Annotated in this window: 17 protein-coding genes; 8 read left to right on the top strand and 9 right to left on the bottom strand. The window is 46.7% G+C overall.

What is annotated here, in order from left to right:
• The first annotated feature begins 25 nt into the window (after positions 1 to 25).
• The gene (locus B9N89_RS01190) at positions 26 to 718 is read left to right on the top strand and encodes a TVP38/TMEM64 family protein (protein ID WP_132314633.1); all 693 of its coding nucleotides are present in this window, start codon (positions 26 to 28) and stop codon (positions 716 to 718) included.
• 3 nt (positions 719 to 721) lie between these two features.
• Positions 722 to 940, top strand: coding sequence for a hypothetical protein (locus tag B9N89_RS01185; RefSeq protein ID WP_132314634.1), 219 nt, complete (start codon positions 722 to 724; stop codon positions 938 to 940).
• Between the two features lie 16 nt (positions 941 to 956).
• On the opposite strand, the gene B9N89_RS01180 is transcribed toward B9N89_RS01185, so the two are convergent.
• The 7 genes from B9N89_RS01180 to B9N89_RS01150 all read right to left on the bottom strand — a co-directional run bounded on the left by B9N89_RS01180 (position 957) and on the right by B9N89_RS01150 (position 7,155).
• Positions 957 to 2,222, bottom strand: a complete 1,266-nt coding sequence (locus tag B9N89_RS01180) for a type II secretion system F family protein (protein ID WP_132314635.1) — start codon at positions 2,220 to 2,222, stop codon at positions 957 to 959.
• Positions 2,223 to 2,224: 2 nt separating this feature from the next.
• Positions 2,225 to 3,328 (bottom strand): type IV pilus twitching motility protein PilT, encoded by a 1,104-nt coding sequence (locus B9N89_RS01175; RefSeq protein ID WP_132314636.1) that lies wholly within the window; start codon positions 3,326 to 3,328, stop codon positions 2,225 to 2,227.
• Positions 3,328 to 5,055, bottom strand: a complete 1,728-nt coding sequence (gene pilB, locus B9N89_RS01170; protein ID WP_159455059.1) for a type IV-A pilus assembly ATPase PilB — start codon at positions 5,053 to 5,055, stop codon at positions 3,328 to 3,330. The genes B9N89_RS01175 and pilB overlap by 1 nt, the downstream gene beginning before the upstream one ends.
• Positions 5,056 to 5,110: 55 nt before the next feature.
• Positions 5,111 to 5,818: a hypothetical protein gene (locus B9N89_RS01165; RefSeq protein ID WP_132314638.1), complete on the bottom strand. Its 708-nt coding sequence runs from the start codon at positions 5,816 to 5,818 to the stop codon at positions 5,111 to 5,113.
• Entirely contained in the window at positions 5,797 to 6,192 is a 396-nt protein-coding gene (locus B9N89_RS01160) for a hypothetical protein (protein ID WP_159455058.1), read from the bottom strand. Before B9N89_RS01160 ends, B9N89_RS01165 begins: the two co-directional genes overlap by 22 nt.
• Entirely contained in the window at positions 6,189 to 6,764 is a 576-nt protein-coding gene (locus tag B9N89_RS01155) for a cob(I)yrinic acid a,c-diamide adenosyltransferase (protein ID WP_132314640.1), read from the bottom strand. The genes B9N89_RS01160 and B9N89_RS01155 overlap by 4 nt, the downstream gene beginning before the upstream one ends.
• Before the next feature lie 91 nt (positions 6,765 to 6,855).
• A complete protein-coding gene (locus tag B9N89_RS01150) occupies positions 6,856 to 7,155 on the bottom strand; it encodes an integration host factor subunit alpha (RefSeq protein ID WP_132314641.1) in 300 nt (99 codons plus the stop codon).
• Between the two features lie 311 nt (positions 7,156 to 7,466).
• Between B9N89_RS01150 and B9N89_RS01145 the strand changes: the two genes are divergently transcribed.
• The 4 genes from B9N89_RS01145 to B9N89_RS01130 are packed head-to-tail and all read left to right on the top strand — an operon-like array spanning position 7,467 to position 12,136.
• Entirely contained in the window at positions 7,467 to 8,390 is a 924-nt protein-coding gene (locus tag B9N89_RS01145) for an ABC transporter ATP-binding protein (RefSeq protein WP_132314642.1), read from the top strand.
• A gap of 11 nt (positions 8,391 to 8,401) precedes the next feature.
• The gene (locus tag B9N89_RS01140) at positions 8,402 to 9,166 is read left to right on the top strand and encodes an ABC transporter permease (protein WP_132314643.1); all 765 of its coding nucleotides are present in this window, start codon (positions 8,402 to 8,404) and stop codon (positions 9,164 to 9,166) included.
• Positions 9,167 to 9,170: 4 nt separating this feature from the next.
• Positions 9,171 to 10,802 (top strand): Gldg family protein, encoded by a 1,632-nt coding sequence (locus tag B9N89_RS01135; protein WP_132314644.1) that lies wholly within the window; start codon positions 9,171 to 9,173, stop codon positions 10,800 to 10,802.
• Positions 10,799 to 12,136, top strand: a complete 1,338-nt coding sequence (locus B9N89_RS01130) for a DUF4340 domain-containing protein (RefSeq protein ID WP_132314645.1) — start codon at positions 10,799 to 10,801, stop codon at positions 12,134 to 12,136. Before B9N89_RS01135 ends, B9N89_RS01130 begins: the two co-directional genes overlap by 4 nt.
• Here the strand turns inward: B9N89_RS01130 and B9N89_RS01125 are convergent.
• Positions 12,127 to 13,146 carry an NAD(P)H-dependent glycerol-3-phosphate dehydrogenase gene (locus B9N89_RS01125; protein WP_159455057.1) on the bottom strand — a complete coding sequence of 340 codons (1,020 nt, stop codon included), beginning with the start codon at positions 13,144 to 13,146 and terminating at the stop codon, positions 12,127 to 12,129. The genes B9N89_RS01130 and B9N89_RS01125 overlap by 10 nt on opposite strands.
• A gap of 233 nt (positions 13,147 to 13,379) precedes the next feature.
• Here B9N89_RS01125 and B9N89_RS01120 point away from each other — a divergent pair, with 233 nt between their 5' ends.
• Positions 13,380 to 13,793, top strand: a complete 414-nt coding sequence (locus tag B9N89_RS01120) for a hypothetical protein (RefSeq protein ID WP_132314647.1) — start codon at positions 13,380 to 13,382, stop codon at positions 13,791 to 13,793.
• 248 nt (positions 13,794 to 14,041) lie between these two features.
• Positions 14,042 to 14,962 (top strand): hypothetical protein, encoded by a 921-nt coding sequence (locus B9N89_RS01115; protein WP_132314648.1) that lies wholly within the window; start codon positions 14,042 to 14,044, stop codon positions 14,960 to 14,962.
• Position 14,963: 1 nt separating this feature from the next.
• Here the strand turns inward: B9N89_RS01115 and B9N89_RS01110 are convergent, their stop codons facing one another.
• Entirely contained in the window at positions 14,964 to 18,431 is a 3,468-nt protein-coding gene (locus tag B9N89_RS01110) for a pyruvate carboxylase (RefSeq protein ID WP_132314649.1), read from the bottom strand.
• Positions 18,432 to 18,600: the final 169 nt, after the last annotated feature.

Here is an 18,600-nt window from a genome sequence, read left to right as displayed (position 1 = left end):
CATAATTTTTTATCAAGAGGGCAAGATGAACAAGTCGTGGTCGAAAATTGCATTGGTCGCAGTGCTGGTTGCGCTAGTCGTTGGATTCTTTTACTCAGGTGCCACTGAATATCTAACCCTTGATTATCTTAAATCACAGAAAGATAATTTTGCGGAGTTCTATGAAAACAATAGGGCGATGACGTTCGCTGCATATGCCGTAGGCTATATTTTAGTGACCTCTCTGTCGCTCCCAGGAGCCGCAATATTAACTCTAGCTGGAGGAGCCGTTTTTGGGGTGGCTTTGGGGACTGTGGTGGTTTCGTTTGCCAGCACGATCGGTGCAACCTGTGCTTTTCTAGTTTCCCGATATCTTTTGCAAGGGGCGGTTCAAGAAAAATTTGGTGATAAGCTGAAGAAAATTAATCAAGGGATCCAAGAGGAGGGGGCCTTTTACCTCTTTACTCTTAGATTGGTGCCGGCCTTTCCGTTTTTTGTGATCAACCTTGTGATGGGGATCACGCCTATTCGTACGGTAGTTTTCTTTTTTGTGTCACAGATCGGCATGCTCCCTGGTACTATTGTTTATGTAAATGCGGGAACACAGCTTGCGCAGATCGAAGCAGTTAGAGATATCCTATCAATTGAGTTGATTGGGTCTTTTGTGTTGCTTGGCGTCTTCCCGATTATCGCTAAGAAACTGGTGGGTCTCCTGAGGCCCAGACTCAGTAAGGAGTAGATCTTGGATCGTCGTTCTCAGCAGCGTTGTGATGTATGCCAGGGCCCAACGAAAGAAGTGGATGGCAAAATTGTCTGTCGAAACTCCCTGTGCTCGTTCAATCACGAAGACGTGCCGTGTCCACGTTGCCAGTCGAAGGGGCCCGATGCCATCGGATATGATGAGAGCGGCAAGGTCAAATACAGTTGCAAAGACTGTCTCTACAACTGGACAGCAGCGTAACATTTCTTACAGGGGATTAGCCTACGTTGTTGGCCATGTCGAAGATCGGCAGATACATAGCGATTAAGATAAAGCCCACAATTCCTCCTATAATGACGATCATAGCTGGTTCGATCATCGACATCATAGCAGTGATCGCATTGTCCACCTCATCCTCATAAATATCGGTAACCTTACTGAGTGTTTCATCGAGGGTACCAGTTGATTCACCTACGGCAACCATTGAACTAACCATTTTGGGAAATAAGGGTGATTCTTGCAATGGGTCGGAAAAATTTTGTCCCTTGCTAATCTCTTCTTTGACGTGAAGCACGAACTGCTCGATCTTAGCATTCCCTGATGATGCTGCACAGATTTCTAAGGCTTCCAGAATAGAAACTCCTGAATTAAGCATGGTGGACATGGTAGAGCAGAACCGACCAATTGCGATTTTGGTCATTACATCCCCTAGTACCGGGGCTTTAAGTATGTACTCATCAAATATCATGCGACCTTTATCGGTGTTGTACCAGTAGCGCAAACCAAGGACGCAAGCGATAAATACGAGGAGTATCGCATCCCAGTTGTTGACTAACGCATCGGACATATCGATGACCATCTGGGTAAGGCCTGGTAATTCATTGCCACTATCAGCAAATTGCTGGGCAAAAGATGGAACGACGAAAACTAAAAGAACCGCAATGACGCCGATTGACACCACAACAATAATCGATGGGTAAGCGAGTGCAGACTTGATCTGTCCCTTCAACTTAGCTGCTTTTTCAATGTACTTCACCAGCTGCTTGAGGATGATATCTAGACGCCCTGAAGCTTCGCCTGCCCGAGTCATGGCAACATACAAGGAGTCGAAGACTCTGGGGTATGGTTCGAGAGCATCGCTTAAGTTGGAACCCTGCTCTATGGAGTGATAAATCTTACCAATGATCTCTGAAAACGTGGCCTTCTTCTGTTGCTCTCGCAGCAGTTGAAGCGCTTGGAGCATCGGAATACCGTTTTCAATCATAAGGGAAAATTGCTTGGTGAAGAGTGCAAGTTCCTTTGTTGTCGGAAGCTCCTCTCCCAGTTGAATCTGGATATTACCTTGCTTGTCTTTGTAAATGAATCGGCTGATGCCGGTACGCATATCGTCGTTATCTTCACCTGCAGCAACAGCAACCACTTTAAGGGGACGAAGCCCTTTGTTCGCGAGCATATTTTTTGCGCGCGCCTTGGATTCCGCTGTGATCTCACCATTGATCGTTTTGCCTTCCCTGTTTTTGGCGCGGTAGGAGAATTTGGGCATCCCTATCTCCTAGGCTTCTTAGCGTTAGAGTTCGTGCTAGATGAGCGATTCGAGATAGCATCCATGAACTCATCGGGGTTTGGGCTATTACTGATGGCTACATCCTTTGTGATCAGTCGTCGATTGAAAAGCGAGAACAGCGCTTGATTCATGGTCTGCATCCCGCTATCAGCCTGACCTGACTGAATCGAAGAATATATCTGATGAATTTTACCTTCATTCACCAAGGCTCGAATCGCCTGAGTTGCTAGCATGATCTCCATAGCTAGCACACGACCTCCTTGTGGAGTTGGTAAGAGAGTCTGGCTGATTACAGACTCAAGAGTCATGGAAAGTTGAGTTCTTATCTGTGATTGTTGGTGAGGGGGAAAGGCATCTACCATACGGTTGATACTTGAGACTGCGGTGTTGGTATGCAGCGTACCAAAAACCAAGTGGCCTGTTTCAGCAAGGGTCAAAGCTGAGGAAATAGTTTCCAAATCCCTTAACTCGCCAACCATAATGACATCTGGATCTTGCCGTAGAACACTTTTCATGGCTCTGGCAAAGCTGTTGGTATCGCCTCCAATCTCTCGTTGATTGACGATACTATTCTTGTGGTTGTGAACAAATTCAATAGGGTCTTCGATGGTTACTATGTGATCGTAGCGAGTTTCATTGATGTGATTGATCATGGCGGCAAGTGTTGTTGATTTACCGGATCCAGTAGGGCCGGTAACCAGAACAAGCCCGCGTTTTAGCGAGCAGAGGTTTTCCAAAACCCGAGGTACACCAAGTTCCTGTAAGGTAAATACCTTGAATGGAATGACTCGAAATGCTCCCGCCACAGCGCTGGATTCATAATAAATGTTAGCTCGAAAGCGAGCCAAGTTACGGACGGAGAATGATAAGTCAATCTCTCTTTCTCGTTCAAAATCTTTCTTTTGAGATTCCGCTAGGACGCTATAGCAAAGCTCGGCAGACTCATTGGGGGTCAGTGGGGGAAGGTTCAAAGGTACGATTTGACCATCGATTCTGAGCCTTGGAGGGCTCCCAGCAGAGATGTGCAAGTCGCTGGCGCCTTGATCCAACAGTGTTTTGAATAGCTGAGGCAGGGTGTATTCCATCAGGCCGCTCCCTCCTCCTCTGTTGCTGAGTCAGAGGCCGTGGATTTGACCACTTCTACCACATCGATCTCTCCGCGAGCCATTTTTCGGAGAGCATTTTGTCGCAGGGTTCTCATGCCGTCTTCCATGGCGATATCTTTCAGAATCATAGCTGGATCGCCCTTCATGATAGACGATCTTAACTCGTCAGAAACAGTCATCACTTCGTGAATGGCGACGCGACCCCGTGTTCCAGCTCCGGAGCACTTATCGCATCCAGCTCCTTTATAGGCTTTTACTTTGTGAACTTCCTGGTGAGGAATTCCGAGTTCAATGAGATACTCTGGTTTAACAGATTGGTCGTGGATGCGGCAGCCGTCACAGATTTTGCGAGCCAAGCGCTGGGCAACAATGGCATTTAGTGCGGATATGAGGTTGAATGACTCGATACCCATATTTTGCAAACGGACGATGGTATCTGCGGCACTATTAGTATGTAAGGTAGAGAGAACCAAATGGCCTGTGAGAGCCGCTTTGATTGCAATTTCGCCAGTTTCTAGGTCACGAATCTCACCAAGCATGATGATGTCTGGATCTTGTCGAAGAAATGCCCGAAGCGCAGATGCGAATGTCATTCCGATCTGAGCATTGATGTGGACTTGATTGATCCCATCGATGGTGAATTCCACAGGATCTTCGGCGGTCATAATATTTTCAGTCACCTTATTGAGGTCTGCGAGTGCTGAATAGAGTGTCGTCGTTTTACCGGAGCCAGTGGGCCCTGTGACAAGCACCATTCCAAAAGGTTGATGTATGCTCTTTTTAAAACGCTCAAAGTCATCTGGCTCGAAGCCAAGTTTGGTTAGGTCAACATTAAGGGCAGATTTATCCAGAATTCGAAGAACGATCTTCTCACCAAAAACAGTGGGTAGCGTGTTTACACGAAAGTCGATCGGGCGATTAAGAATGGTGACTGAAATATTTCCATCCTGGGGCAGTCTTTTTTCAGCAATATTGAGTCCAGCCATAATCTTGAATCGTGATGTGATCGGGGGTTTGAATTGCGCTGGAGGTCGGGCAATCTCATGCAGGGCACCATCAATACGAAGCCGGACACGAAGAAAATTTTCGTATGGTTCAATGTGAATATCAGATGCTCCCCTGGAAACGCACTGGAGAAGAATCTGATCCACGATCTGGATAACTGGTCCCGACTCTTCGGAAACCCCTTCATTGATCGTCGCGCGTTTTTCTGCCCGTCCGGCATTAGTGTGCTTTAGAGTGCCAGCCTTTTGCTTTGAAAGTTGATCAATGTCCATGCTTTTTACAGGGTAGTATCGCTCGATTGCCCTTGAAATTTGCTCTTCACCAGCCAGCACAGTTTTTGCTGAGAATCCAGTTTTGAAGCGGAGTAGGTCGATTTGTTTCAGGTTTTGAGGGTTTTCGAGTGCCACAATGATATTATTACCCACCCGATCGAGAGGGATGATCCGACTTTTTCGTGCAATTTCTGGGGGGACCAGGCTGATGATGTTATTGGGTATATCCATGGCATCGAGATCAGCAACTTTGATTTTATAGCAGTGGGAGTATGCAGCAAGGAGGACCTTGGGGTCAGCAGACTTTAAGCGTATTAAGGCATGAACAAGGAGGATCCCCTTTTCTTTCGCAAGCGCCTCAGCCTTAGCATAGACGTCGGAGGGAACCTTTAGTTTGTGCGTGATAATATCTTTAAACGAGTTGCTCAAAGCTATTCCTGAAACATTTTCGGGATATAGCCTTGTCGGATTCTAAGAGAAATTCTTAACTGGCGCTTTCTTCTAGGTAGAACACCCGGGGATTCACGTGTTCGTGCCGTAGGTGCCTAAGCTGCTGGCGAGCCAACTTTTGTAGGACGATATTCACCTGAAGATCTTCTTTTTTTAGCTCTTTTTTAACGCTTTTGCGAATGCTGCGGTACGCTTTATGTGGATGGAAGATGAGTCCTCGGCTCAGCCAGTACTGATCTTGTATCTGGTAGATGAAGCCTTGGAAAATATCATTTTTTAGGATTCCATCAAAACGTTCTGTCGATCGCGCCGAGATCTTATATCTTGTCTTGTGAATCATGTCCTTCAAAATGATCCCGACATCTGAGATCTTGTGGACCGAAAATACCGAGTGATGAAAATCTTGAATTTGATGGTCGTCTTTCAAGTCCTGGTAACATTCAAACGGAGTTTTGCCAGAAAACTGATTCGATGTTTCTAGCGGTCGTTCAAATATAAAGTAATCAATAAAGTAGCTAATTCTATTTACATAAAATATATCGTCTGGAAAAAACTTTCCTGTTTTCCAATAGAATTGCTCTTTGGCTTGAACGAGCTGCTCAGCCCCTATCTTGCTGTGAGCCCAGAGTAAGATCTTTTCGATCGCTTCTTCGATAGAAGACTTGTGGCCCCCTAATGAGTCATCGATCGCTACCGCAATGATGTTACTACTGCCCTGGTCTATTTCATTGTCAGACACCATTCGAACACCTTTTCACCTAGCATTGGAAATCGGAATCTAAGAGGAATCCAGACGAAGGTTTGACCAGCTCCACAGGCTTTACGAAGCATCTTAAGCTGAGCAATATTGGTACCTCCTTCTAGATCTAATATTATGTCATCGATCGGGATATAAATGCCATAATCTAAATAGTGTCGCTGAATTTTACGCTTTCCGGCTGTTCTTGGGAGGCTGGAAAAAGCCTCATCTTCAGCGAGAGATTCTAGTGCGTGGCTAGCGGCCAATGCCTGGAGTGAAGGCTGGGTCGTGCTATAGCAGGCAGCACATAGAGGGATGAACGATGCTAGAATCCACAAATAGTGGAGGGCATCTGATTTAGATAACTTAAACTTCATGGCTTCTTTTGGTTCCAAATCAACTCCGGAACGCCAAGTGTATGACTTATGTGTCGACTTAAAATAAAGAACCAATCGCTCAAGCGATTCAAATAACGAATCGGCTCGTCTCGGATCGCTTCGGATGCCTTTAATTGTATCGCGAAACGCTCGGCACGACGACAGATGGTACGACAAATATGAGCTGCGGAGTTGCCAGGGTGGCCCCCGGGAAGGACGAAATTTGCCAATGGTTCAAGCTCGTCATTGTAACGATCCATCTCTTGCTCTAAGCGCTCAACGTCGCGATCATTGATCAGAGCCGATTTACGGGATTCAACCATACTCTGAGGTGATGCGAATTCACCGCCAATATCGAATAGCTCGTTTTGGATCTGAGCGAGTTGGGCGTCAATATGATTAAGCTCAGGGTAGGCTGTAAGGGTGTCCTTGAGCCAACCAACAGCTGCATTCAATTCGTCTACGGTACCATAAGCTTCTAGGCGAGGGTGTGTTTTGGCGATTGAGCTACCATCCGCTAGCCTTGTTTCCCCTTTGTCGCCCGTCTTGGTATATATCTTTGAGAGCCTCATTCTTCCTCCTTATTCTGAGCTGGTCTAATGTAAAGCAAGAATGAGAGGTCTCCAAGAGAGCATAACGGCGGAGATGTCCAAGTCTTATTATTTAATCATTGCTTTGGTTTCGATTCACTTGATCACGCATTTTGTCGCTAGGGTGAAAGGTCACCACACGGCGGGCTGAAATTTCGATCTTTTCACCGGTATGGGGGTTACGCCCTGGACGAGCGCGCTTCTCTTTCACTGTCCACTTGCCAAAACCCGAGATCTTCACATCCTTGCCGTCTTCTAGCCTGAGTTTGATTTCTTCCAAAATGATCTCAAGAATTTCTTTGGCTTCTTTAACCGGGTATCCCACCTTATCTCGGATCATCTCGACCAATACATCTTTCGTAAGAGTTGACATGCTATTTCCTCCTGGATCTGAATCCTCGCCCCTGGTTCACATGTGGAATCGGAAAATTCCGAACTTACCTAAGTATATTAGCAGGTTCATTGTGTTTCGAGAAGAAGCTGGAGAAAATTTTTTTAATAGTTTCAGGGTCAAGGGGGATTTCGAGGGGTACAATGTCGATTATAAGCTTTTTCTCATGAGGTTTGGTGCAGGCTTTCGGCCCGATAATTGAGGTGAGTCTCCCTTGACTTGCCCTAATCCGAATATAAAATATGTTGAATTCATTTCAAAAGTTGTTCGAGACAACCCATAGGAGATGGTGAATGATAGAAATCTCGGGGATCAGTAAGCGCTTCGGCGAAGTCGTAGCCTTGAAAGATGTGTCTTTTAAAGTTGATAAGGGGCAGATCATTGGTTTTCTAGGGGCAAATGGTGCGGGAAAAACAACGACCATGGACATCCTCTGTGGGTGCATTGGCGCTGATTCAGGGCATGTTAAGATATGTGACTTTGACATTACTGAGAATCCAATAGAGGCCAAGGCTCGCATTGGATATCTGCCAGACGAACCTCCCATCCATGGCGAAATGACTGTTAGAGAGTTTGTCACCTATGTGGCAAAGCTCCGTAAAGTCCCTGTCGGCCAAGTGCCACAAAGGGTAGATGAAACTCTGGAAAAACTCTCCTTGACTCACATGCAATCGAGACTCGTGGCGAACCTATCGAAAGGCTATCGGCAACGGGTTGGTCTGGCTCAAGCCTTAGTGCATAACCCACCAATTCTCATCCTCGATGAACCCACTGAAGGCTTGGACCCAAATCAGATTATTCAGATTCGTGAGCTGATTCTGTCTCTCAAAGGAGATCACACTATTCTCTTCAGCTCTCATATCTTGTCGGAAGTACAGTCTCTCTGTGATCGCCTGATCATCATTAACGACGGTGAGATTGTGGAACAGGGCACGTATGAAGAGATCGTCAAGAAATTTCAAGGGGAGCGCTCTTATGAACTTGTGGTAAGGCAGGGTGCAAGCGCCTTATGTGATAAGCTCCAGGGCATCGAAGGCTTGACTCACGTTGCAGTAGATCCCCAAAATCAGAGTCGCATTAGTTTTCATGCTTCGGGCCGTGACGATGTTGTCGATGATGTGGCAGCTGCAGTGCTAGAAGGGAAATTTGGCTTGCTCGAAATTTCTCAAAAATCGGCGAGTCTTGAAGATGTCTTCCACCAACTGACGCGACACTGAAGGAGTGAACTATGTCCAGTGTTTTCTTAATTGCTAAGCGGGACCTAGTGTCCTACTTCCATTCTCTTAAAGGATCGATCATCTTTTGGTTCTTTCTGATATTCATGGGTTTCTTTTTTCATTCATTTGTATTCACCTTTGTTGAATATCAGGCGCAATCCGCGGGCTATGGCGGAGGCGGACCAACTTTAAGTCAGCTTTTAACTGCTATCTTTCACAACTTACATTTCATTTTGCTACTCATTGTGCCAGCTGTAACCATGGCTTCGTTTGCAGAGGAGAAGCGCACCCAAGTGGATCGTCTGCTTCGAACTTCGCCAGTTACGATGCTTCAGATTGTCCTTGGCAAGTTTTTTGCCAGTATTGGAGTTCTAACCCTTGTGCTCATAGCCTCGATGGTATTTCCAGCCTATACGATGATTTATGGCAACGCAGACATCGGAGCGATCGCTTCCTCTTACCTTGGTGTTTTCCTCTTGATGAGTTCCCAGGTGGCCTTAGGAATTTGGATTTCCTCCATGACAAGCAATCAGTTCATCGCCTTCGTATTCACGATGTTTGGCCTATTCCTGCTTTTGATTCTAAACTGGATTGCTCCAAACATTACCAGTTCAGGGGGCGCTGAGGAGTTTGTCAAATACTTAGCATCGACTACGCACCTTGATAACTTTTTTAAGGGTCTGATTACCGTTGCGGATCTAGTGTACTTCGCATTGTTTACAGCGACATTTCTGCTCTTTGCTCATGTTTCTCTAGATTCCCAGCGTTGGAGGTAGTGCCATGAAATCAAAACTATTAATTCTTCCATTTTTGTCGATTTTCTCTGTAGCTATGGCGGTTTTGGTCGGTAGTACCATGAGCGATATCCCGTGGCTGTCTCATAGCCTTTGGGGGCTGGCAGCAGCGCTGATAGCAGCGTGGATTGTGGCGGAAAAAGACAGTATCCAGCAATCGTTTGCCGTTAAAGGTGCTCGCTATGGTATGAGCACAGGGCTGACTGTAGTCCTGGGTTTAGTCATTATTGTTGGGGTAGGCTTCCTATCAACTCGGGCACGTTTCAATCAATCTTTTGATGTCACTCGGGACGGGATCAATACCCTTTCCGATCAATCTCTCAAAATGATTGAAAAGTTTGATGAATCCAATCCCATTACCGTGCTGACATTTTTCGACGACGACATGAAAAAAACAGAATTCACGCAGTTGTTGGATCTTTATCTTGGGGCTGGGCTTCCCGCACAAGTTGAACATATCGACCCCAAAGCAGAGCCGACGCGAGCCCTTGCGGAGAATGTTACCACCGTTGATACGGTTATTTTGAAGCTAGCAGATCAGAATAATCGTCTGACAGACTTCACAGAAGAGAAATTGACCAATGGATTCCTAAAACTATTAAAGCAAGATAGTAAAAAGGTCTATTTCACCCTGGGTCATGGTGAGCGAGACTTGGAGAATCAAGAGGCTGAAGGCTACCGCTTGATCAAAGATGAGCTAGTCTCTGAACGTTACGAAGTAGCCACGGTAAATCTTCTAGAAGCTGGTAAGGTTCCGGATGATGCTGATATTGTGGTGGTTGCGGGTCCAAAATACGATTTCAGGGAAACAGAAATCGCCCTACTAGACGCTCACCTCGCAGCAGCGAAGCCAGTTCTAGTTCTCGTTGACGCTATGACCAACGTTCCAAACTTACAAAAGCTTATGGAAAACTATGGTTTGAAAGTCGATAATAATATGCTGATTTTGAGACCCGATGATCCCAGGGCTCAGCTTTTAGGGCAGAACAACGCCCTGATCACAGAGTTTGATGAATTCTCTCCCGCAACGAAAGACCTAGCAGCCAAAGGAGCGGTAACCCTCGTTGCTGCGAACTCCCGATCTATCTCAGAGTCTGTGGATAACGACAAGGGCATGAAGCCGACTCTAGTGGCGAAGACAGCCGACATCATTATTGCCGTCGACAAGGTTACTAAGCCGCAAGACTTGGAAGATATTGGTCCAGATAGAATTGTAGGTGGTCCGTTCGCTGTGCTTGGAGTTGCTGTTGGTCAAATTGGAGGTGAAGAAATTGCCGAAAATAGTCGCAAGAGCGAATCCACAGAAGCTAAGGATGTCGGCAATGACAAGCTTGGCAAGGCAGCCAAGGAGCTGAGAGTCGGAGTAGTAGGGTCGTCCGACCTTGTGACGAATTTAGGTGTGCAGCGCGGAGAAAATGTGGATATGTTTTTGAATATGGTGAACTATCTGCTTCAAGATGAAGACTTTATTTCGATCCGCCCTAAAGATCTAACCGAGTCGCGCCTCGATGTTTCGAGTGCATCGAGCCAACTACTTTTACTGTTCTTTGCGTACATCTACCCCACAGTGTTCTTGGGTGGGGGTATCTTCTACTGGGTTAGAAGGAGGCGTGCATGAAGTCACTAAAAACCCCCCTCATCCTTCTTGTCATCATCGCAGCCCTTGCAGGTGTTGGATACTGGGATGAGTGGCAAACCAAACAAGACAAGGATGCAAGTGATAAGAAGAATCTTCTATTCACGGACCTGAAGGCTGAGGATGTATCAAAAATTTCCATTCAGTCGCAAGATAAGGGCTTGATTGTAGCTGAAAAGCGAGATGCGGTTTGGCATTTAGTTAAGCCGCGTTCGGCTCGTGCTGATCAAGACAAGCTATCGTCTCTGGTGAAGTCTCTTGTAGACTACAAGTACGAACGAGATCTTGGGGCCCAAAAGGATGATGGCTATGGTCTTGAGGAGCCGAAGGTGAAAGTCATAATCACCCATGGCGACAAGACAACAAGCCTTATGATCGGCAATAAAAGTCCGGTGGGCTTTAGTAGCTATTTGAAGCTGGCTGATAATGATGCCGTTTTTCTTGGAAACCACTATATTTTTACTAGCCTAGACAAGAAGTTTGATGACTTTCGGGACAAAACCCTGGGGCTTCCTAAGCTATCCCGACTGGATCGTTGGGAGCTGAACCTTCCAGAACAGCAGTTTGCCTTTGCAAGAAAGGATCAAGGTTGGGTGTTTGAGAGCCCTGTGACGAACCAAAGCCTCGATGAGGAAGCCTTGCGGAAAAGTGTTTCAGCCTTTTCCGGATCAATTGTTGAAGAGTTTATCGACGAACCATCGACGGAGCTGATGGAGGCCCTCAAGATTGGTCAGAATGGTACTGAAAACTTAGGAAATGTCGCCTGGACGGACTTCCAGGGTCAGCGATCTAGCTTACTGATTCTTAGCAACAATGAAAGCTTGTACGGTAAACTCAATGATCAACAGGGCTACCTAAAGCTTAGTGACGAACTGCGCTCAGAGCTAGAAAAGACCCTTTGGGATTTCCAAGACAAGCGGCTTGTTAGCTTCGATTCTAATAGCGTTAAGTCTGTGCTTATCGATGGCACGTCTTTTATCAAATCCGAGAATGGAGTTTGGAATGAGGCTGGGAAGGAGGAAGTCTCTGTGGAGCATCCCAGGCTTCTCCTTGTCGATCTTGAGTATGGACGAGCGATCTCTATCATTGAGAAAGAATGGGACTTGGGTGAACCCCTTCACCGAGCTGAGATCACCATGAATGATGGTGGTGTGCTCAAAATTTCAGTTTGGCAACACCCTGAGAATGAGGGCGAAGCGATAATTCGAAAAGAGCATGAATCATCCAAGTTTTACATCACAGAAGACTCTATTTTAGAAAATTTCGTCGCAAGCGAAGTTGAGGATGACGAAGCCCCCCTTGAATCTCAAGGGTAGGTGACTTCCGCCTTTTTATCCCTTCCAAGAAGATCAGCCACTGCTTGTTGCAGTGGCTTTTTCGTGTAAATAACCTCATAAACAACTTTGGTAATCGGAGCATCAACATTAAGCTTTTGGCTTAGTTGAAAGGCTGACTGAGCTGTTGTCACACCTTCGGCGACGGAGCCGAGCTGATCGAGAACATCAGCAAGTTGCTTGCCTTGTCCAATTTGAAATCCAACTTTGTAGTTCCGGCTTTTTTCAGAGGTGCAGGTGAGAAATAAATCGCCAACACCTCCCAGGCCGTTGAATGTAATGGGGTTTGAGCCCATGGCCATCCCAACTCTTGTGATCTCTGCCAAACCTCTGGTGAGAAGTGCGGCCCAGGCATTGTTCTGCAACCCCATTCCTCGTGCTGCACCGGATGCGAGAGCGATCACATTCTTGAGTGCTCCTGCAACTTCAAGGCCGATCGGGTCATTGCTGGTATATGCCCGAAAGGCTCCTGTGTGAAATAGTGTTTGTATGAATTCGGCGGTCTTTTCATCGTGAGATGCGATGGACACCGCTGTAGGTGCATCTTGGGCAACTTCGATAGCAAAGCTGGGGCCGGACAGAATCGCAATATTTTCTTTTGATGTCTGTGGTACCAACTCTTCAACGATGGCAATGGGCATCTTTAAGGTTCCCATTTCAATGCCTTTTGAGGCGCAAACTAGCCGAGTATTAGGGCTAATATGCTGAGCAATAGGCTCCAGCGCCTGCCGCATATATTGGGTTGGAACCGCAATAACAATGACCTCGGAATTGTTGACAAGATCAGAGGATAGGGTAGCTGTCGCCTTAAGATCAGGGCTCAAAGTTACGGACTTTAGATAGAAAGGGTTTTGGTGGGTTTGATTGATGGCGTTTGCGATTTCCTGGCGACGAGCCCACAAGGTAGTGGTTTCGCCCTTCTTTGCTAAATGATGAGCTAGTGCAGTTCCGAAATTTCCTGCTCCTAGAACTAGTACCTGCGAATTTGACATTGTTAACCCTCCCCCGTGAATCCTCTTGCTCTTCCATCCGCGCTCAGTCATAAAAAATGCTCACTGTGAATTCGTTTTCGGGAGCAACCGTGTTTGAATCCAGTATGGTGGTCTTCTACGCAATATTAGCCGTATTCCTGACCAGTGCGCTGACAAAAGGAGGCTATATTAGGCTAGGGGGCCTAATGATCTCAAGTGGACTTTTGCTTGTTACCTCCCTAGATTTGGGAAATGTGGAACATTTACTGCTATTTGTGCTGGTAATGCTGTTCCAGCTAAGTTCGGTTATGCTGTTCTTGGTACGCCATGATGATAGTTGGAAGGCTAGTCAAGGCTTATTGCTTGTAGGAATGGCGCTATTGATCCAATACACAGAATCCTCTATCCATGAGATCACAGTGCTTGTCATGGCCTATGGTTTTCTTACGTTAGCTTTCGCGGTTTCGTTCCGTCGCTGCTTGGAAGCTCTGGAGCTCGTTGTAGTGGCAGTGTTGCTTCTGGCCATTCACCAGGGTAAGGAAGGCTCCTTCCTAATTGCTGTTTTAGGGTTAAAGGAAGCTGTGAAGTGGTTGGTGGTAGGTTTTCTAGGAAAAACTGTGAAAAAGGCCGTGGGCGACTTCAAATACCTTGAAATACTGAGAGGCTAGTTATTGATTTCCTTACTTTGTTTGCTCACTATCCTATTTTTCTCATTGCTAAGTGCTGGGCTCAGGCGTCAACGTTGGTCTCGATCGACATCGTTTGAATTAGGTGAGACCGCCTTAGGGGGGCCAGCCCTATACTCATGGCTTGAGATTCTTGGTTCGGTGCTATCAGTAAAACAAGCACCTCGCTTCACCAAGACTTTGGTTTCAGGCCTTGTGATTTGTTTACTCATCACCTTGGCGAGAAACTTATGACGACTATCCCTTTGGAAGCTTGGTTAAGTCTCTTAGGGCTGCTCGTACTGCCCTTTAGCGTTCGAGCCAGCGTTAGGCAGCGCTTTTTATGGCTGGTGACTTCCAGCCTTGCTTTTATAGCAGTGTTTTTGGAGCAAGATATCCTGCGTCTGCTCGTGATCGACCTGCTGGCATTGGGTATGATGTTTGGTAGTATTGAGGCTAGCCATCGTCGTGTGGAAGCGCTTATTAAGTTCCAAATATTCCAGAGTTTAGGAACGCTTATCCTAATAAGCCATATTCTTTCGTTCAATCTTCTATCAGACCCTGCTCGGGACTTACTCCTGATCCTCGGTTTGGCATTGAAGCTAGGGTTATTCCCGATGCATCGTGCCTGGGTGGATCATATGGATGCTAGTTCCCCCCTCGTGGGACTATGGTTTTCCTTTGTCTATCGCCTGTGCTGGATCTTTTCTCTGCTGAACACAGGAGTATCGTTTGTACCTGGGTTATGGCTAGGGATGATGACGCTATTCGTAAGTGCTCTTTTGATACTCCCTCAGTCGAACCTCAATCGTGCGCAGGCATATCTAAATTTGTTCGTTACCGGTCTTCTAGGGATTGCTTTGGGTCTGTTCTTTCCTCAGCAGAGTGCGTTAGCTCCCATTTTGCTCGCTTTGGCAAGTTTCCCTAAGTCTTGTCTGCCAGATGCCGATGGCTTTTTATCTTTTGATCACAGAGGCAGTCTCAGCCAGAGGCAGGGGCTAGGATTATGGGCAATTGTGATAGTACCCATTGCTGTGAGTTTGTACACGATAGAGGCAGCCGGTCAGGCCGCCTCAATAAATCAAACTATTGTTATCAATGGATTGATCATCTTAGCCAGTTTTCCGCTGATCTATCGAACTTCGAAAATATACTGGCTCCTGAAACCATAGTTTAGGCATCTATTATTTCAACGAGCAAGTCAGCCTCTTCCACTTGATCACCTTTGTTCACAAGAATTCGTTCAGCCTTTCCATCAACCTTGGCTGTGATAATATACTCCATCTTCATCGCTTCCATCACGATAAGTGCCTGGCCTTTTTTAACAGTATCTCCAGGGACGATGTTCACCTCTAGGATTTTGCCTGGCATCGGTGAGGGAACGTGGCCAGTATTAAAGCTGTCGGCTTTTTCTCGCTTAGTTGATCCTTGGTTGGCAGATTCATCTTCGATTTCAAGGGCCCGTGGGAAACCGTTAAGCTGGAAAAACAAGCGCCGAATACCTTGTTCGTTGGGCTCTGTCATTCCAGAAAGGCTGACATAAAGGGTTTTGCCCATCTCAAGCTCAATTTCAACCTCTCGGTTTGGTTCTAATCCATAGAAAAATAGGTCAGTTGGGACCTTTTCGACCCGTCCATACTGCTCCTTGTGCTGCATGAAGTCTTGCCAGACCTTTGGGTAAAGGCGATAGGACAAGACATCGCGATCAGACATAGAACGTTTGAATTTTGATTCAAGCTCTTGGCGGGCCTTTTCAAGGCTATCGTCGTTTGCCACAGGGGGAGCGCATGGTGGTGGTGGGTTGTCTCCCAAGACCATCGCGCGAACCTCTTCGTTAAAGCCGCCGTAGGGAACTCCCATGTGACCTTTGAAGAAGCTAATAGCGGAATCGGGGTAGTCTAACTTCGGCTTCTCTTTGAGGAATGTCTCTCCGGTAAGTCCATGTTTTTGGAGCAATAGGGCCATGTCGCCGACGACCTTGGAAGATGGGGTCACTTTAACAATATCACCGAGGAGTTGATTGACCTCTTTGTAGCGAAGGGTCAGCTGGTAAAACTCGTTCGGGCTGACTCCGACTCTTCGAGCTTGATCCACGAGGTTTGAATATTGGCCACCAGGGATTTCATGCTCGTAGACATCCGTTGATGTCGCTTTCAAACCAGGATCGAAAGCATGGTATTTCTCTCGAACGCTGCCCCAATAGCGGCTGAGTTCGTCGAGAACCTTGAGAGGTACGGTGGGGCAATTGTCTTGCCCTTCTAAAGATGAGATCGTAGCATTCAGGCTTGGCTGTGATGTTAAACCGGACATGGAGCTTACGGCCCCATCGACGATGTCACAGCCGGCTCCCGCCGCCGCGAGCAACATGGCTTCCGATGATCCTGAGCTGGCATGGGTATGCAAGTGAATTGGTAGGTCGATACTGTTCTTGAGCTCTTTGATCAAAACTTCCGCAGCCTTGGGGCGGAGCAAGCCAGCCATATCCTTGATACACAGGATATCAGCACCCATAGTCTCTAGTTCTTTGGCAACCTTGACAAAATAATCAAGAGTGTACTTGGTCTTGCTAGGATCGAGAATATTTCCTGTGTAGCAAACGCAGGCCTCAGCAACTTTTCCATGCTTTTTGACTTCTTCAATGGCTGTGACCATCTGAGTAGCATTGTTCAAACAATCGAAAATGCGGAATACATCCAATCCTGCTTCACAGGTCAGTCGCACAAAGTCACGAACGACCCATTCAGGATAGTTGGTGTATCCTACTGCATTGGAGCCCCGGAACAGCATCTGAAGCATGATGTTTGGAATCTTCTCACGAAGGATGGCAAGACGCTCCCAGGGATCTTCTTTTAGAAAGCGCATGCAGGTATCGAACGTTGCTCCACCCCACACTTCCAATGAGAAAAACTGATCAGCATGGGTGCGATAGTAATCCGAAGCTTGCAAGATATCGTAGTTTCGCAATCGCGTGGCGAACAGAGACTGATGGGCGTCTCGCATTGTAGTATCTGTCAACAGCAGGGACTTTTGTTCTTTGACCCAGCTCTGGAGCCCGCTTGGGCCCGCTTGCTCCAGGATCTTCTTGGCAGTGACGGCTGAGTCCTTTTCAAACTCCGAAGTCTTTGGCAAGGAGTAGCTTTCCCCGACTGCGATCCGGTTTTTAGAGCTTAAATTATGAGGGTTATTGACCGTTGTATTAGCGATAAACTTGAGTAGGCGCGTCGCTCGATCTCTAGGTTGCTTAAATTGGAATAGCTCAGGATGGCTGGATAAGAAGCTTGTGTCTATTGAACTTTCCAAAAAGTTTGGGTGCTCAAGGATATTGATCAACAGCGGAATATTATGCTTTACACCCCGAATGCGGAACTCTTTCAAAGCCCGTGACATTTTTCGAGCTGCGCCATAGAGGTCGAAGCTATGGGCCGTGACCTTCACTAGAAGGGAGTCATAGTAAGGTGTTACAAGGCCGCCTGAGGTACCTAGGCCTTCGTCCAAACGAATTCCAAACCCTTGAGCTGGTCGATAAGCAAGGATTACACCCGTATCTGGAGCAAAGTCGTTTTGAGGATTTTCTGTTGTAATCCTGCATTGGATGGCTACGCCGCGGGCTTTGATACTTTCCTGGCCATCAATGCCAATCGCTGGGTGATTCATCTTCCGGCCCGCAGCCATCAGGATGGACATCTGAACCAGGTCGACACCCGTAATCATCTCTGTAACTGTGTGCTCCACCTGGATTCGTGGATTAACTTCAAGAAAATATGGTTTTCCATCTTGATCGACGAGAAACTCAACCGTTCCTATACCAACATAATCAACGCTTTTGGCCACGTCCACGGCGTACTTTAGGACCTGGCTTCGAGTCTCAGTAGAGATCCCGATGGCTGGGGCTAGTTCAACGACCTTCTGATGGCGTCTTTGGATCGAGCAATCACGCTCGAAGAGATGGATCACTTGACCATGGCAATCACCAGCAATCTGAACTTCGATATGCTTGGGGTTTTGAATATTTTTTTCTAAGTAGACATCTGCTTTGCCAAAGGAACTCATAGCTTCGGAGCGAGCACGATTGAAGGCTTCGATCAACTCGGGTTCGTCTTTGACGATTCGAATTCCTTTGCCACCTCCTCCTGAGAGAGCCTTTAGGGTGATTGGGTAGCCAATCTCTTGGGCCTTGATTTTGGCTTCTTCAAGGGTTTCAACGGGGTTTTGTGTGCCTGGAATGACAGGCAGACCAGCATCGAGTGCCACTTTTTTGGCCGTGAGTTTGTCTCCAAATGCTTTTAGTATCGTTGAATTTGGGCCGCAGAATAGAATGTCATTGTCTTCGCAGGCCTTTGCAAATTCATCGTTCTCAGAAAGAAATCCGTAGCCGGGATGAATGGCGTCGATCTTTTTATCTACAGCGAGTTCCACAATCTCTTGCCAGTTTAGATAGGCTTCAAGAGGAGCTCCCTTTTGCCCCACTTTATAAGCTTCGTCAGCTTTGAAGCGATGGACTGAAAAGCGATCTTCATGGCTGTAAATAGCGATTGTTTGCATATTGAGTTCGGTGGCTGCACGAAAAATTCGGGTTGCGATTTCGCCTCGGTTAGCGACCAGCAGTCTTTTATTTGCAACGACGCGAGACTTTAGTTCCATTCTCTTCCCCTATACTGTCGGATAATTCCTACTTCCTGTGAGATCTTTTGACTTTGCGGAACGAATACCAGCAACTTTTTGGTAGATTATTTACAGGAAGACCCGCATTTACGAAGATGTACGTCTCCTTTTATAGGAAAAACGATGGGGTCACAAGCGGCACCTAGGA

The organism is Pseudobacteriovorax antillogorgiicola (assembly GCF_900177345.1).
In the GTDB taxonomy this organism is placed as follows: domain Bacteria; phylum Bdellovibrionota_B; class Oligoflexia; order Oligoflexales; family Oligoflexaceae; genus Pseudobacteriovorax; species Pseudobacteriovorax antillogorgiicola.
This window is presented reverse-complemented; position numbering and strand designations above follow the sequence as displayed.